Origin of the sequence: Sphingosinicella microcystinivorans, from assembly GCF_003634215.1 — a bacterium.
Lineage (GTDB): Bacteria > Pseudomonadota > Alphaproteobacteria > Sphingomonadales > Sphingomonadaceae > Sphingosinicella > Sphingosinicella microcystinivorans.
In genome coordinates this window covers 40258-56781 of sequence record NZ_RBWX01000010.1, presented here as the reverse complement: position 1 = coordinate 56781, position 16524 = coordinate 40258, and the positions used below count along the sequence as shown (strand labels likewise).

The 16524-nt window shown below is 61.8% G+C and carries 12 protein-coding genes; 6 read left to right on the top strand and 6 right to left on the bottom strand.

What is annotated here, in order from left to right; genetic code table 11:
• Positions 1-8: 8 nt before the first annotated feature.
• Complete coding sequence (locus DFR51_RS14965) at positions 9-2075, bottom strand: PQQ-dependent dehydrogenase, methanol/ethanol family (RefSeq protein WP_121052674.1); 2067 nt, start codon at positions 2073-2075, stop codon at positions 9-11.
• Positions 2076-2184: 109 nt separating this feature from the next.
• Positions 2185-4701: a TonB-dependent receptor gene (locus DFR51_RS14960; RefSeq protein ID WP_243445450.1), complete on the bottom strand. Its 2517-nt coding sequence runs from the start codon at positions 4699-4701 to the stop codon at positions 2185-2187.
• Positions 4702-4962: 261 nt separating this feature from the next.
• On the opposite strand from DFR51_RS14960, the gene DFR51_RS14955 reads away from it, so the two are divergent.
• From DFR51_RS14955 to DFR51_RS14930, 6 genes are read left to right on the top strand one after another with little or no spacing between them, the layout of a single operon-like run.
• A complete protein-coding gene (locus DFR51_RS14955; protein ID WP_121052670.1) occupies positions 4963-6609 on the top strand; it encodes an AMP-binding protein in 1647 nt (548 codons plus the stop codon).
• Complete coding sequence (locus tag DFR51_RS14950; RefSeq protein WP_121052668.1) at positions 6606-7403, top strand: enoyl-CoA hydratase/isomerase family protein; 798 nt, start codon at positions 6606-6608, stop codon at positions 7401-7403. Before DFR51_RS14955 ends, DFR51_RS14950 begins: the two co-directional genes overlap by 4 nt.
• Before the next feature lie 33 nt (positions 7404-7436).
• Complete coding sequence (locus tag DFR51_RS14945; RefSeq protein WP_121052666.1) at positions 7437-8336, top strand: 3-hydroxyacyl-CoA dehydrogenase; 900 nt, start codon at positions 7437-7439, stop codon at positions 8334-8336.
• A complete protein-coding gene (locus tag DFR51_RS14940) occupies positions 8333-9508 on the top strand; it encodes a thiolase family protein (protein WP_121052664.1) in 1176 nt (391 codons plus the stop codon). Before DFR51_RS14945 ends, DFR51_RS14940 begins: the two co-directional genes overlap by 4 nt.
• An 11-nt stretch (positions 9509-9519) precedes the next feature.
• Positions 9520-10530, top strand: coding sequence for an aldo/keto reductase (locus DFR51_RS14935; protein ID WP_121052662.1), 1011 nt, complete (start codon positions 9520-9522; stop codon positions 10528-10530).
• Complete coding sequence (locus DFR51_RS14930; RefSeq protein ID WP_121052660.1) at positions 10527-11702, top strand: acyl-CoA dehydrogenase family protein; 1176 nt, start codon at positions 10527-10529, stop codon at positions 11700-11702. The genes DFR51_RS14935 and DFR51_RS14930 overlap by 4 nt, the downstream gene beginning before the upstream one ends.
• A gap of 53 nt (positions 11703-11755) precedes the next feature.
• Here the strand turns inward: DFR51_RS14930 and DFR51_RS14925 are convergent, their stop codons facing one another.
• The 4 genes from DFR51_RS14925 to DFR51_RS14910 are packed head-to-tail and all read right to left on the bottom strand — an operon-like array spanning position 11756 to position 16495.
• Positions 11756-12505 carry a GntR family transcriptional regulator gene (locus DFR51_RS14925; protein ID WP_121052658.1) on the bottom strand — a complete coding sequence of 250 codons (750 nt, stop codon included), beginning with the start codon at positions 12503-12505 and terminating at the stop codon, positions 11756-11758.
• 20 nt (positions 12506-12525) lie between these two features.
• Positions 12526-13368: a hypothetical protein gene (locus DFR51_RS14920; protein WP_121052656.1), complete on the bottom strand. Its 843-nt coding sequence runs from the start codon at positions 13366-13368 to the stop codon at positions 12526-12528.
• Between the two features lie 3 nt (positions 13369-13371).
• A complete protein-coding gene (locus tag DFR51_RS14915; RefSeq protein WP_121052654.1) occupies positions 13372-15024 on the bottom strand; it encodes a GMC family oxidoreductase in 1653 nt (550 codons plus the stop codon).
• On the bottom strand, positions 15017-16495 hold the full coding sequence (locus DFR51_RS14910) for an aldehyde dehydrogenase family protein (RefSeq protein WP_121052652.1): 1479 nt from the start codon (positions 16493-16495) through the stop codon (positions 15017-15019). The genes DFR51_RS14915 and DFR51_RS14910 overlap by 8 nt, the downstream gene beginning before the upstream one ends.
• Positions 16496-16524: the final 29 nt, after the last annotated feature.

Sequence of the window (16524 nt, the reverse complement as noted above, 5' to 3'; positions counted from 1 at the left end):
GCTGCGGCCTATTTGCGCTTTAGCGCCTTGTGCGCCTCCATGCGGATGTACTGGCGGATGTCATCGCGCTGCTGTTCAGTCAGTTCATCGAACTGCGGCATGCCACCTGAAACGAGCAGCCCATCCCTTAACACCGAAGTGAAGGCTTCGGCGGAACGGGGCATACCCGAAGCGCGCAGGTCCGGCGCGGCACCAACCCCAACAGCGCGGAAGCCGTGGCACACGCCGCAACGCTGGCCATAGAGGACTACGCCGCGCGTCTCGGACGCCACGTCAGGTTTGTATTCCGGATCATCCAGAATTTCCACGGGGCCGCGCTCGGTCGGTGGCAGCTTCGCATTGCCATCCAGAACGAAGGTCAGCACACGGCGCGCCTGCGTGGCGGGGTTGATACCAAAGCGTTCAAGCAGAGGGCCAAGATAGGCGCCGGCGGTGCCCATGCCTGTCAGCACGGTGATATACTGCTTGCCTTTGACCCGGTACGTGATCGGCGGCGCAATGACCGGCGATTTCGCATCAAAGCTCCAGATCTTCTTGCCGTCGTCCGCTGCATAGGCGTTGAAACTGCCGTCGATCTGGCCCTGGAATACGAGGTTGCCGCCTGTCGCCATGACGCCGCCATTCATGTAGCCCGGTGTCGGGATACGCCAGCGCTGTTCCTGCGTGACCGGGTCGATGGCAACGAGTGCGCTCGCGCCTTCAGCGTCGAGCGGGAAGCTTGCCGCAGTCCCGACATCAAGGATATTCTCTTTCGCGCGCTTCCAGCCCTTCGTCTCGATCCCGCGCTGATCGAACGTCGTCGATAGCTCGATTGCCGGTATATAGGCGAGGTTGGTGCGCGGACTGTAGGCCATCGGCAACCAGGAATGCGCACCGAACGTTCCCGGCGCCATCTCGAACGGCTTGCTGGCATCGCGCAGATTGGCAGCCTCGATCGGGCGACCGGTCTTGAGATCGACGCCCGTAGCCCAGGTTACGCGCACATAGGGCTTGGCGGAAACAAGCTTTCCGCTTGTCCGGTCAATTGTGTAAAGGAAACCGTTCTTGGGCGCCGTCACCAGTACCTGACGCGGCTTTCCGTCCACCTTCACATCGGCCAGCGCCATGTCCATGGACGCGTTGTAGTCCCAGCTTTCGCCGGGGTTGGTTTGGTAGTGCCATTTGTAGGCACCCGTCTTTGCATCCAATGCGACAATGGAAGACAGGAACAGGTTGTCGCCCTTGCCTTCGCTGCGAATATTGTGGTTCCAGGGCGCGCCGTTGCCGGTGCCGATGTAGATCTGGTCGAGCGCCTCGTCATAGGTGATGGCGTTCCACACGGTTCCGCCACCGCCGTACTTCCACCACTCACCAAACCATGTCTCGGCCGCCATCTTCATGGCGTCGTTTTCGAAACCGTCGGCCGGATTGCCCGGGACGGTGTAGAACCGCCAGAGCTGCTTTCCTGTCTCGGCATCATAAGCGGTCACATAGCCGCGCACATCCGATGCATCCGCACCGCCGTGGCCGATGATGACCTTGCCGCCGAATATCCGGGGGGCACCGCTGATGAAGCGGTAATCGCCTTCCTGCAGAGTCTGAACGCTCCACAGTTCCTTGCCCGTTTTGGCGTCCAGCGCCATCAGCCGGCCATCCTGCGTGCCGGTGTAGATTTTGCCGTTCCACCACGCGAGACCGCGACTGCCCCAGCCCTGGCGTAACCGGCGCCCCGCCGCTTCCGCAGCCTTGGGGTCGTGATCCCACAGCAGCTTGCCCGTCTCCACATCCACGGCATGGACGTGACTGTAGGCATTGGCGAAATACACGGTTCCGCCAACAGCAATCGGCGCCGTTACACTATTGCCCGGCCCGAGATCGAGCGTCCAAGCAAGGCCCAGGCGCTTAACGTTGTCGACATCGATCGCGTCGAGAGGGCTGAAATGTTGTTCGCCGTATGTGCGGCCGTAGGCGGGCCAATCCTCGCCATCGCTGGAATCGGAAAGCTGGCCTGCGGGAGCAGTTTTGGCCTGCTCGCGTTCACTGCCCTGCTGGCCACAACCAGCGAGGGCGAGCAGGAGCGCGGCGCCCAGCGCCATCTCCAGTCTGCGTGTCAGAAAGTGTCCACCGCTAAAAACAGGCATACCAGTCTTTCATCGATGACTTCTGGTGCCGCGCCGGCGCTGCGGCGCGGCACCATATCAGCTATCAATAGTTGAACGTCGCCTGCAGCATCACCGTCCGGGGAATCGTGCCGAAGCCGATCTGGTCGGCGCTGATGCCGGCAGCAGTGCCCGTGCCAGAGCCGGTGAGCGGACCATCCGCATGCGCACCAAGGAAGTACTGACGATTGGTCAGGTTTTTCCCGAGCACAGCGAGTTCCCAGCGCCCGCCCTGGAAGCCGACCTTCGCCGAGGCATCGAACGTGATGTAGCTGTCAACGTGTGACAGTTCATTGCCGAAGGCCGAGGCGAGATAGCTACCGCTGTACCGGGCATCCGCGCCAATCCCGAACGTGGTGTCGGCGCCGATGTCGGTTTCATAGTAGCCACCCAAAGTCGCCGTCCACTTCGGTGCGACCGAGGTTGATTTTCCGCTCAGGTCCTGGAGCGGGAAGCCGCCAGGTCCGGTCGGGCTGGGGCAGCCCTGCGCAATCGTCTGACCGGCGAAGCACGGGCCGAGGAAGTTGCGGTACTTCGAGCTGTTGTAGTTCAGCGTACCACGCAGCGTCAGGCCCTCTACACCGTGCGGAGCGTATTCGAATTCGGTCTCGATGCCCTTCGAAATCGCCGCACCCGCGTTGATCGTGAGGTAGGCGAATGTCGGCGCGTTGAAGAAGTCGACCTGCAGGTTCGAAAACTTGAAGCGATAGCCGGTGACGTTGAAGCGCAACTGGCGGTCGAACAGCGTCGATTTGAAGCCGACTTCAAAGCCCTTCGCCTTTTCCGGATCGAACAGGAAGTCCTCGTCAGGCGTCGTCGACAGACCGGAATAGATGCCCGAGTTGGACAAGCCTCCCGATTTGTAGGCCGTCTTGTAAGCGGCGTAGACGTTGATGTCGGGCGTAACCTTGTAGGCGATCGTGGCTTCTGGCGACCAGTTGGTGAAAGTTTGATCGGCCGCGACGGTGGCGTTCGGCACGAACAGCCCGGTCAGGCTAGGGTTGACGTATGGCTGGACGAAATAGCTGTCCTTGGTTTCATGCGTATAGCGCACGCCTGCGGTGAAATTAAGCGCGTCAGTAACGTCCCAGATCACCTGCGCGAACGGAGAGATCGTCTCGCCCTCTGTCTCGGAATTCTTGGAATAGGCGACATAGCGCATACCAGCCGGGGCAGCACTGTTTTCGACACCAGCGAACACCACATTCTGGTCGAACACACGCTTCGTCTTCTGGTAGAGCGCCCCGATCATCAGATTCACCGGACCGTCGAATGATGTCAGCGCACGCGTTTCGTTCGAGAATGAGCGCCAGGTCGTGCCTTCGGTCGCATAGACACCGGCCGCCTGATACGCACACGAGCAGGCCCAGCTGTTCTTGTTCCGGCTATAGTTGGTCACCGAGGTAATGGTGATATTGTCCAGTTCATAACCGACCTGGCCAGTCAGCCCCCAGGCGCGGTAATAGTTATACAGCGAACCGTCATCCTTGCCGAATGGCGTTTCCTCACCCAACGCAACCGGAAACTTGTTCATGTGACTGACGAAATTGTCGTCCCGGCATTCAGTTGTTGGATTTACGGTGCTGAATCCGGACTGGCAGCCGAACGCCACGTAGTTCCAGCTGTTGTTATTGTTGCGGTTGTAATTGATCGTGCCTTTGACATTCACAGTCAGACGGCTGGTCGGCTCCCACTTCAGCGTGAGGCGGGCGAGAAGTTCCTTTTCGCGCGGCTGATTGTTCGGCGTGGGAAGGGCTTCATGCGGCGTGGTCACGCCCGTGACGAAGTCGGTCGTCGGATAGTCGAAAGCCTCTGAAACGTTGCGGTAGTAGCCGCCCCACATTTTTGAACCGCGTATGGCAAAGCGCACACCAAACGTGTCGGACAGCGGACCGGAGATGACGCCTTCGAGAACGGCTTGCTCTGCCTTGAATTCGTAACCAGCGCGCACGCGCCCCTCAAATTCGTCCGTGGGATCGGCGGTCGTCAGCGAAACGACGCCTGCTGTCGCATTTTTGCCGAAGAACAGCGCCTGCGGCCCCTTCAAAACTTCGACACGCGCAAGATCAAAGAAGCCTTCATTAATAACGCGGCCCTGCCCCGAATAAGCGCCGTCCACGATCACCGCGACCGACTGTTCGATCCCGAGCGAAGTGGAGTTCGAGCCGATACCGCGCATGCTGATCTGCGCACCCGAACCGTTGGAAGCGCGACCGACGGTAAGCTGAGGCGTCGAGGCCGCAATCTTCTCAACGCTGGTCAGGTCAGCACGATCGATCTGGGCCTGCGAGAAGGCGCTTACAGCGACAGGAATGTTCTGGATCGATTCTTCGCGCTTTCGCGCAGTCACGACGATATCTTCTACGCCGCCTTGAACGGCGGTTTCTGCCGCCGTCGCGTTTTCGACACCCTGCGCGTGCGCCACTCCAGCCAGCAGCAGCGCTGTGCTCAGCGCGGTAGACCCGCACAGAACCCGACAAATTGACCTGGAACTCATGATTTGGCTTTCCTTCCCTGCATATTGGCGCCCTTGAAAATGGGCCACTTCTGCGCACTCCGACAACCAGGGCCGCCAGAATTATTTCAAAGATACTCATCCATATATATATTTGCAATATGGTTTTTTAATACAAGAAGGCGACCCTGGCCCTTCGATCCACGGTCGACGGCAGGGGTAAAACGGACGTTAATCCGGCTTAGAATCCCCGGGATCGTAGGAGTTTTATGGGATCGACCGCTACATACTTGCATTGGGCGTTACGTATATATATTAAAAGCTGAACAAAATATTTTTGCGGCTTCAAATAGGGATTACACTTCAATCGTGCTGACGTTTCCGCATTTCCAATCCCGTTTCCCCCGCGAAAGTTGGACGCTGCCCGCCGTGCTCGAACATCAGTCGGCCGCACACCCGGATCGGCCCTATATAAGATGGACTGATGCCGGCACGCCGCTCACCTTCGGGCAGACGAATGCGTCCGCGAACAGCCTGGCCCATGGACTAGCCGGATTTGGTGTCGGCAAGGGCGACATGGTGGGCATTCTTCTGCCGAATTGCCTTGAGTTCGTACTGACATGGTTCGCCCTCGCCAAACTCGGCGCGGTGGAGGTTGCAATCAGCGATGCGTACAAGGGGGACTTCCTCGCGCATCCAATCAACCTGAGCCAGACGCAGATCCTCGTCACAAGCCCTGAGTTGGCTACACGTATTGCGGAGATCGAAGACAAGCTCCCTTCACTGGAAGCTCTTTTCCTGATTGAAGGCGAGGCATCCGCCCCGCACTTCAACCGCATTGCAGTTCACCCGTTCAACGTCTTGCGGTCGGGAAACGAGAGCAATCCGGGTATCGCAGTGAAGCCGTCCGATCCGGCGGCCGTGCTCATGACATCCGGTACGACCGGCGTGTCAAAGGGTGTGGTCATGCCGCACTCGCAGTTCTACTTCTTCGCCGAGGAAGACGTACAACTGATGCGTCTCACTGAAGACGACGTCTATATGACGGGCTTCCCGCTGTTCCACGGCAACGCGCAGTTCCTTACCGTCTATCCGAGCCTGATCGCCGGCGCGCAGGTTGTACTGTACCCCAGGTTCTCAGCATCCGACTGGGCTGGTCGGGCAAAGCGCTCCGGCGCGACGGTCACGAACCTGCTTGGCGCGACGATGGCGTTCATTCTCGCCGGTCCGCCCAGCGAGGATGACCGCACGCACAACGTCCGGACGATCTACGCGGCTCCGCTCGCGCCCGAACTGGGCAGGCGTTTCACGGAACGCTTCGGGGTTTCAGACTATGTGGACGGCTTCGGCCAAACCGAGATTTCCAACGTCTTCATGACACCGCACGGCGCAAAGCGCCCCGATGGCGCGTCCGGCGTTCTGGTCGACCAGTGGTTCGAAGTTCGGCTGGCGGACCCCGAGACCGGAGAGGATGTGCCGGAAGGAGAGTCGGGCGAACTGCTCGTCCGCCCCAAGGCGCCTGGCATCATCTGCAGCGAATATCTCGGCATGCCCGAAAAGACGGTCGAGACCTGGCGCGACTTGTGGTTCCACACCGGCGACGGCCTGCGCCGCGATGCAGAGGGTTGGTACTATTTCGTCGACCGCGTGAAGGACGCGCTGCGCCGGCGTGGTGAGAATATCTCGTCGTTCGAAGTCGAGGCCGGCGTGCGCAAGCACCCGGCGGTCGCGGAATGCGCCGTGGTCGGCGTTCGGGCTGACGAGGATGCAGGCGAAGATGAGGTCATGGCCTTCATCGTGCTCGCCGAAGGTGAAAGCGCAGCACCTGAAGACATTATCGCTGCCTGCGATGTGGCTCTGCCCGCGTTTATGGTGCCGCGCTATCTCGAATTCGTCGACGCCCTGCCGCAAACCGCAACAGAGAAAGTGCGCAAGAAGGCGCTGCGCGAACGCGGCATCGGCGAGCGGACCTGGGACCGGCTTGCCCCGGCCACGCGGCGCGAGGCAGCACAATGACTGTCACCTCGCCGACGCCCGCCCTGCTCATCGAACACCATGGTGACGTTGCGCAGGTGACGTTCAATCGCCCCGAGCAGATCAACGCCTTCAACGAGGATATTCGCCAGTCCTTTCCGCAACTGCTAGCCGCGATAGAGCAGGAACCGGCAATCCGCTCGCTTGTGCTCTGCGGGGCGGGCGAGCGTGGATTTTGTGCGGGCGCCGATATCAAGGAAAGCCGCCAGGTTGGATCGCTCGTTTCCGAACGCCGCCGCTTCATGCCGCACAGCTGGATCGAGGCGCTTGACCGGGTGTCAAAGCCGGTCATCGCCGCGATCCATGGCATCTGCTTTGGCGGCGGCATGGAAATCGCGCTGGCCTGCGACATTCGCATCGCCTCACGCGACGCCCGCTTCGGACTGACCGAAACCGCGCTCGGGCTGATACCGGGCGGCGGTGGCACTCAGCGCCTGCCGCGCCTGATCGGGCTTGGGCCCGCGCTCGATCTACTGCTTTCAGCCGAAAAGATCCCGGCAGAAGAAGCATACCGGCTTGGCATCGTCACGCGTCTGGCCGAGGACCGCGAGGATGCCATCGCCCATGCCCTCGCTTTGGCTGCAACCATCGCGGCGCGGCCGCCTGCTGCCGTCGCCTATTGCAAGGAAGCGGCGATCAGCGGCGCGCATCTGGATCTGGCAAGCGGGCTGCGTCTTGAAAAGAGTTTGTTCACGCTGCTGATGGGCACCAGCGACCGCGCCGAAGCTGCAGCCGCATTCCGCGAGAAGCGACCACCGAATTTTACAGGGAATTGAGCTCTCAACAGAGATTCAATGTTAGGACTCTACATGTCGAGTAAGAATGAAGTTTCGGTTGTTGGCGCAGGCCTTATGGGAACCGGCATCGCGCACGGCTTCGCCGTCGCGGGATGTGATGTCCTGCTGATCGATCCTGCGCAGGGCGCTCTGGACAAAGCGTTGAAGTCCATTGGCAAGCTGCTGGACGAAGGTGTCAGCCGCGGCAAATTGGCGGAGGCGGATGCGCAGGCCGCGAAGGCGCGCATCACCACCGCCACAACTCTGGACGAGCGCCTCGCCAATGCCGCGCTGCTCGTTGAAACGGCGGTCGAGAATATCGAGATCAAGCATACGATCCTGAAGGACGCCGCTGCCCTTCTGCCTTCCACCGCCTTTCTCGCCACGAACACCTCGGCACTGTCGATCAGCGAAATCGCCTCGGTCATCGATACGCCCGGCCGCGTGATCGGCATGCATTTCTTCAATCCCGTGCCCAAGATGAAACTCGTTGAGATCATTCGGGGACTGGAAACCAGCGATGAAGCGCTTGTGCAGGCGATCGACTGGGTAAAGCGGCTCGGCAAGGATCATATCGTCGTCAACGAAGCGCCCGGCTTCACCACCAGCCGCATGTCGGCGATGATGGGCAACGAGGCGATGTACATGCTCGCGGAGGGTGTCGCGTCTGCTGAGGATATCGACAAGTCGCTGCGTATGGCGTTCAATCACCCGATGGGACCGCTGGAACTGGGCGACCTGACCGGCTGGGATACCCGCCTTCGCGTGCTGCAATATCTGCATGGTGTGATGGGCGAGAAGTTCCGACCCTGCCCGCTCATCATCAAGATGGTGAAGGCTGGTCGTCATGGCCGCAAAGTCGGACGCGGCGTTTACGAATACGACGAGAATGGTGCGAAAGTACCGGGTTCGGGCCTGAGGGCCGTGCGATGAGAGATGTCGTCATCGTCGATGCCGTTCGTACGCCGACCGGCCGCTTCCGCGGCGCGCTGAAGGACGTTCGCGCCGATCACCTCGCCGCCGCGCTCTTGAAAGCCCTGCCGGGTCGCACCGGGATTGACGTGGCGAAGATCGACGACGTGATCTTCGGCTGCGTCACCCAGGTCGGCGAACAGTGCGGAAACATCGCGCGCACAGCTTTGCTCTCGGCCGGGTGGCCGGAAACCATTCCAGGCATGACGGTTGATCGCAAATGCGGTTCAGCCGAGGCAGCAATCCACACCGCCTTCGCCTTTATCTCATCGGGCATGGCGGACATCGTCGTTGCGGGCGGCGCTGAAAGCATGACCCGCGTACCGATGGGTGGCAACCGCGACGTTCATGGCGAAACCTTCGGGTGGATGCTCAACGAGCGCTTCGCGTTGACCTCGCAGGGCGAGGCGGCCGAAGTGCTGTCGGACCGCTGGGATATCTCGCGCGCCGATCACGATGACTTCGCGATGGAAAGCCATCGCCGTGCAGCGACCGCCGCCGATGCGGGCTGGTTCGACAGCCAGATCGTGCCGATCGATATCGACGCCCTTGCCGAAGCCCGCGCTGACGAGCCACGCGGCGTGTTTAACAGCGACGAGACCATCCGCCGCGACACGACGCGCGAGAAGCTCGATACGCTGAAGCGCGTGTTCCGGCCGGAAGATGGCCGCGTCTCCGCCGGGAATGCCTCGCAGATCTGTGACGGCGCGTCTGTGCTTCTACTGATGTCTGCGGAAAAGACGGCCGAACTCGGCCTGCGCGCCCGCGCACGGATTCGCAGCACCGCCGTCGTCGGTTCCGATCCGGAGCTGATGCTGACCGGGCCTATCGCGGCCACGCGCGAAGCGCTCGATCGCGCCGGCCTCACGATCGCCGATATCGACCTGTTCGAGGTAAACGAGGCCTTCGCCTCGGTGCCCATCGTCTGGATGAAGGAACTCGGCGTGAGCCACGACAAGCTCAACGTCAATGGCGGCGCCATCGCGCTCGGCCATCCGCTCGGGGCAAGCGGCGCACGCATCATGACGACCTTGCTCAACGAGATGGAGCGGCGCGGCGCACGCTATGGCGCACAGGCGATCTGCTGTGCCGGAGGACTCGGTACCGCGACGGTGATAGAGCGACTGGACTGAGGAACCTCACCATGAAGACCATAACCCTGGGCGCTTCCGGGATCCAAAGCTCCATCATGGGCCTCGGCTGCATGGGCATGTCCGAGTTCTATGGAGAGCGGGACGACGTGCAGTCCCGCGCCACGCTGGAACGAGCGTTTGAGCTGGGCGTAACGCATTTCGACACTTCGAATGTCTATGGCCGTGGCCATAATGAGCAGCTTGTCGGAGACTTTATCCGCGACAAGCGCGATGGCGTGATGCTGGCGAGCAAGTTCGGCGTGGTACGCGACCCGGGCGGCACACAGGGCAGCACATACGATCGAGATATCGACAATTCGCCCGCCTATATGCGCCAGTGCTGCGAAGAATCGCTGGCGCGGCTCGGCACCGATGTGATCGATCTCTATTATGTGCATCGCGCCGCGCCGGGCATTCCGATCGAAGACACTGTCGGCGCACTTTCGCGCCTGGTGGAGGAGGGAAAAATCCGCGGGATCGGCCTATCCGAAATCGATGGCGACACGCTGCGCCGCGCGCATGCAACGCATCCCATAGCCGCGCTGCAATCCGAATACTCGCTGTGGACACGCGAGGCGGAGCGGGACGTTCTGCCGATCTGCCGCGAACTCAATATCACTTTCGTCGCTTACAGCCCGCTCGGCCGTGGTTTCCTGACAGGCGCGATCCAGAAGGCCGACGATCTCGCCAAAGATGATTTCCGCCTGACTTCGCCTCGCTTTCAGGGTGACAATTTCGATCGAAACCTCGCCATCGTCGCGCATGTAAATGACCTTGCGCAGCGCAAAGGATGCACGGCGGGCCAGATCGCGATTGCTTGGCTGCTACACCAGGACCGGGATATCGTGCCGATCCCCGGCACGAAGCGGATCAAGTATCTGGAAGAGAATGTAGCGGCGTCGCAGGTTGCGCTCGATCCGTCTGACCTGGCGACGCTCGAAGCACTGTTGCCGATCGGGGGCGCGGCGGGATCGCGCTACGATCCCAATTTCAAAGGCAATCCGGAGGCCGTGAAGCCATGAGCGAGGCAGTAACCGATCAGCATTGGGCGTTGTGGGACTGGCCCTTTTTCGAGCCTCGCCATCATGAGCTGGCGAAGGCCGTCACAGCATGGGCACAGGCCGAACACCACAAGGCTGAGATCGCAGACTTTTCGGAGAAATGCCGCGCCATCGTCGCCTCGTTGGGCGCGGCGGACTTCCTGAAGTATCTCATCCCCGACGAAGGCGCGCCCTTCGACGTGCGCTCGCTCTGCCTCATCCGCGAAGCGCTGACATATGAAGAAGCGCTATTCGATGCGATGTTCACCATGCAGGGCATCGGCACACTGGCGATCCAGAACTATGGCACGCCGGAACAGAAGCAGCGCTATCTCCCGCGCTGCCGCAGCGGTGAAGCCGTTGCCGCTTTCGCACTAACGGAACCCGATGGCGGCTCTGACGTCGCCGCGACCACCACGACAGCTGAACGCGTTGCCGGTGGATGGGTGCTGAACGGCGCGAAGACGCTGATCTCCAACGCCGGTTTTGCCGATCACTATCTGGTCATCGCGCGAACTGGCGAAGCGCCCGGTTCGCGCGGACTGTCCGTGTTCCTCGTCGATGCCGATACGCCGGGGCTGGAATGCAGCGATCCGATCGAGTTCATCGCCGAGCATCCTGCCGCCAGCATGACCTTTACCGACTGCCGCATTCCGGCCGATGCCTTGATCGGTGAAGCTGGACAGGGCTTCAAGGTCGCCATGGGCGCATTCGACATCTTCAGGCCTTCGGTCGGTGCCGCCGGTGTTGGCCTAGCCCGCCGTGCGATGGGCGAAGCGTTGAAGCGGGCACGCGCTCGCGAACTGTTCGGCAAAAAGATGGGCGAGTTACAAGGCGTGCAGATGGGCCTTGCCGACATGGCGAGCGACATCGACACCGCTGCGCTCACTGTCTATCGCGCCGCCTGGGTTCATGACGTTCGCGGTGACGCGACGCCCTACCACGCCTGCATGGCCAAGCTGGTCGCCAGCGAAGCGGCGGGACGAGTTGTCGACCGTGCAGTGCAGCTGTGCGGCGGCGCCGGCGTCACGCGCGGCAACCTGGTCGAGAAGCTGTACCGCGAGGCACGACCGATGCGGATCTACGAGGGTGCGTCCGAAGTGCAGAAACTGGTGGTGGGACGCCATCTCATTGCCGGCAAGATGCGCGGCTGAGACCTTCCGGGAATGCAGCGCTCCGCCCAAACCGGGCGGAGCCGTGCACACCCTTACAGGTCGTCCGACAGATTGACGTTGTCTTCGCCCATTGAGATATAATCGGCCAGAACATCGCCCTGCACGGTAACGTGGCGCCGCATCTGCTCGAAGGCCTCAACATTGTCGCCGGCAAGGATTGCTTCGAGGATCGCAGCATGGAAATGCTGGTTCTGTTCGGAAAAGCCCGGCCGCGAGAGCTGAAAGCGGCGATAGGCCAGCGTATGCAGCGCGAGCTTGGTGGTCGTTTCAATCAATACGCTGTTATGCGTGGATTCGATGATGAGCGAGTGGAACTTGCGACCGTGCCGGCCGACGCCCGCAGTGTCTCCGGCCTGCAGCGCGAGTTCCGAAAGTTCGTGCACTTTTACAAGCGCATCGCGTTCGCGCGTGGTCATCCGCGTTGCGGCATAGCGCGCGCACAGCGCCTCCAGTTCGGACACTGTTTCGTACATGTGGATCAAGCGTGGCAGATCCAGCCGGGCGACCATGGCGGGACGGCGCGGCAGCTTTTCGATCAGCCCGCTCTGCAACAATTGCAACATGGCTTCGCGAACCGGCGTGCGCGACACATTGAAACGCTCTGCAAGTTCGTCTTCGTCGATGGGCGTCCCCGGCAGGAGCTTGCCCATGAAGATGTCGCTTTCGATAGCCATGCGAACCGCGCTGGCGTGCGTAACTCGGGCTTGCGCCTTCTTGCCCTTCGGCCGTTCAGTGCCAGCCTGCTTGCCGGCTTTGGTATCAAGCTCTAGATCGGCCTTCATTCCGTATTCCTCCGACCTCCTCAGAGTATATTGCGTTCAGCCAGAATGCGTGCGGCTACCCTAGCCGACATTCCAATGTCAACGCCAGCGGCGCGTGCCAGGCTGTTGGCGCCGGTGATGATTCCGTCGTGGTAGCTGGAAAGGGCATCGCCCATACGGGCAAGGCGCGCATCCACCGTAGCGCCGGCAAGGCCTGCATTCTCAACCATCTCGAGGCCGAGCCGGCCTGACGCGTCTCGCCCCCCACCGCCATCCGAACAAATGAAGCCGAACGGCCTCACCTTGAGTAGATAAGGCACGGCGCTGCGGCCGGTGTGCCCCGCCGTCACCAGCACGTTCTCGACATCCTCTGGCAAACCGAAAGCGATTGAATCGGTACAGAATATCTTCCGGCCCGACGGGCTGGTATCCACGAGCGTGCGGTTGGTCACCTCGGCGGCGTCAGGCGAAGCCGGGTCCGCAATCAGCATCAGCATCGCCGCTTCGGAGACTTTCATACCAGCCTGTACCCCGCAATCCTGAGCGGGTCGGTTGACGAAGCTGATGACACCACGGTCATACAGGTCAACACCATTGCCCAGTTGAACGGTCATCACATCCGCGACAGCCGCGGGGATATTCAGCGCCTCAAGATACCACAGCCCCGCGATGGAGGCGCCGGCCGGCCCGACGCCGCAATCCACGCCTATCGCGCCGCGCGGCGCCTGCGCGCCCAGAAAGCGCGCAGGCAGCACGCCGCAATAGGAAGCGTTGACGATCACATCGCGTCCGCGGTTTTCCGGGAAGACATGATAGGCGGAATCCGCCGCCATCACTCTGCCCCGGTCCGTTCTCGCCATCTCTCGCTGCAACGCCTCGTTCATCGCTTACGCCGCCCGTTGCCTGTCTTCGTTTATGATGTCCGCCGCACGCCAGGCGACAGCCATGGCAGGCGCGCCGGTGTTCTGCGATGTCTGGGTCGGGAAGATCGAGATATCCACCACGCGCAGCGCCTCCACACCGTGCACGCGCAGTCGGTTGTCAACCACGGCCATGAGATCGCTGCCCATGCGCGCTGTTCCGCAGGCGTGATAACCTGGCCCTGAATAGGTAGCAAAGGCATCCAGGATCTCGTCGTCGCTCTCAACCTTTGCGCCCGGTATCGTCTCCTCGCCGACGATATCGGCAAGGCTGGGATGCTCGATCAGCGCCCGCATCTTGCGGAACATGTGGATGCTGACCTGCCGGTCGTATTCGTCTGTCAGGTAATTGACCCGAATCTGTGGCGCAGCCGCCGGATCGGCCGACGTGATGTGCACACTGCCCTGACTGCGCGGCTGGCTGGGATAGCCCATCAGCTGCATACCCGGCAGTGCCTCAAGCTGCGGCCCCTTGGTCCAGCCATCCCACGAACGCAGGTCCATTGATGTGCGTGAGAAGATCAGGTGGCAATCGGGATGGGTTGCCGCCGGATCGCAGGCGATCAGCGCCGCCGCATCAAAGCCCGGAAACGCCATCGGTCCATTCTGCAGCGCAAACCAGCGCGCCACGTTAAATGGTGCGCGCCAGCCGCTGAATTCGCGATTGAGGCTCCATTCCTTTTTGAGACGCCGCTGCATGATGATGAGGCAATGCTCACGCATGTTCTCGCCAACGCCGGGGCTGTTGTGAAGAACCTCGATCCCGTGCTCTTTCAGGCGTTCCGCCGAGCCGATGCCGGAAAGCTCCAGCAGTTGGGGCGTCTGCAATGCTCCGCCCGCCAGAATGACCTCGCGGCCTGCGAGATATCGCGTGGACCCACTGCCGCCATCGGCAACGACGCCCACTGCGCGCCGCCCTTCGAACACCACGCGCTGGACGAGCGTCCCGGTCAGCACGGTCAGGTTTGGGCGGCTCATCACCGGATGCAGAAACGCCTGCGAGGATCCCGATCGCTTCGCCTTGCCTATATTGAACGGCGTGTAGCCGATCCGGTCGCCGGCCGGTTCGTTCAGGTCGTCGACCATGTCCCAACCGAGCGCGCCGCCCGCGCGAATGACCTCGTCCATCAGCGGACTGCGCTCGGGGTTGATCGTGACCTTGACCGGGCCGCCGGCGCCGCGCGCCTCGCCCGCGCCCAGCACATGATCTTCCATCTGGCGGAAGATCGCGCCGATCCTATCCCAGCCCCAACCCTCGTTGCCGAGCGCTTCCCAATTGTCATAATCCTGCGGCAGCCCGTGGAAATAGAGCATGCCGTTGATCGAACTCGATCCGCCCAGCATCCGTCCGCGCGACCACATCTCACCGCCAGGCTTCGCACCGTTGTCAGGACCGGTCTGGAAATAGCGCGCACGGCGCTGATTCAGCAGCAGCTTCGCGAACCCGCGCGGCATGTCGGTCAGCCAACCCTTGTCGGATGGCCCCGCTTCGATCAGCAGAACGCTGATCCTGGGATCGGCGGAAAGGCGGTTGGCCACGACGCAGCCCGCCGCGCCCGCACCGCATATCACATAATCGAACTGGCCGCCGTCCGCCTCGGTCGCGCCCGCGTCACGCATTGAGATAGCTTCCGCTCAGCAGCACCTGTTTGGTGTCGGTGAATTCGAAGATGCCTTCGACGCCGCATTCGCGACCCCAGCCGGACTGCTTGAATCCCCCGAACGGCTCCGTCAGCGAAACGCCTGCATTATTGACCGCGACCCCTCCGGACCGGATACGGCGCGCCACGTTCATCGCCACATCCGGATCGGCCGTGTAGATGGACGAAGCGAGGCCGAACTTGCTGTCATTGGCAATGTCGATCGCGTGGTCGAGATCACGATAAGCAATGACGCCGATCACCGGACCGAAGACCTCTTCCTGGGCGATTTCCATATCATTTGTGACATTGCGCAGAAGCGTCGGCTCGTAATACCAGCCCCTATTCATGTGTGCGGGGCGACGACCGCCGGCCACGACCTCGGCACCCTGTTCCCGGGCGCGCTGCACCATCGCCTCGGCACGGTCCCGGCCACGCTTCACGGCAAGCGGTCCGAAGTCGACGTCCGAATCCCATGGCAGACCGACCTTCAGATCACGGAAGGCGCTGCCGAAGGCGTCAATCACTTCCTCGTAGCGACGCTCGGACACAAGCACGCGGGAGCGGCAGACGCAGACCTGACCGAGAAAGCCCGTCATGCCATCCATCAGCGTCGGCAGGACGGTTTCCAGCGGCGCATCGTCGGCGATGATCGCCGGGGACTTTCCGCCAAGCTCAAGCGCAGTGCGCGCAAGGCGCGCAGCGCTGCGCTTCACCACGTCCACCGCGATCGCAGTGCCGCCGGTCAGCGCGATCATGTCAATCAGCGGATGCTCCACCAGATGCTGCGTCACGGCCGTACCCGCCGCCAGCACACTGACCACACCCTCAGGGAAATCAGCCTCTTCAATCGCATCGGCGATGAGGCGCGACGTCAGCGGAGATTCCGGCGCCGGCTTTATCAGCACAGTGCAGCCCGCAAGCAACGCCGGTATGACCTTCATCCCCATCAGCACAACCGGCCCATTGTACGTCAGCACGGCGAGCACACTGCCGATCGGCTCATGAATGATGACCGCTTCGCCCAGCGGACCGCTCCGCCGTTCTTCAAACTTCGCGGCGCGGGCCTGCGCGATGGCGTTGCGCCAGATCATCGTGCCGGCACCGCTGTTGATCATCTCGCCATGCGCGATCGGCGCACCGGCTTCGAGCAGCCAAGCCGTATTGAGCAGGCCGAGGCGCTTCTCGATGGCATCGGCCAGCCTTTCGCAAACGGTCGCACGATCCTGCACCGACATGCGCGCCCACGGCCCTGTATCGAAGGCTTGATGCGCGGCCAACGCTGCCGCGTCAGCGTCAGCGATGGACGGGTCCATGACCTGCGCGACGACTTCCTCGTCCGCCGGGCAGATAACGTCGACCAGGCCGCCGCCTCGCGATTCCTGCCAGCGCCCGCCGATGAAAACCTTGTCGAGCCCCGGAATGGTCGGAAGGGCGGGACGTACTGCCATGGGCATTCTCTCCTGTATCGTGGGTGACG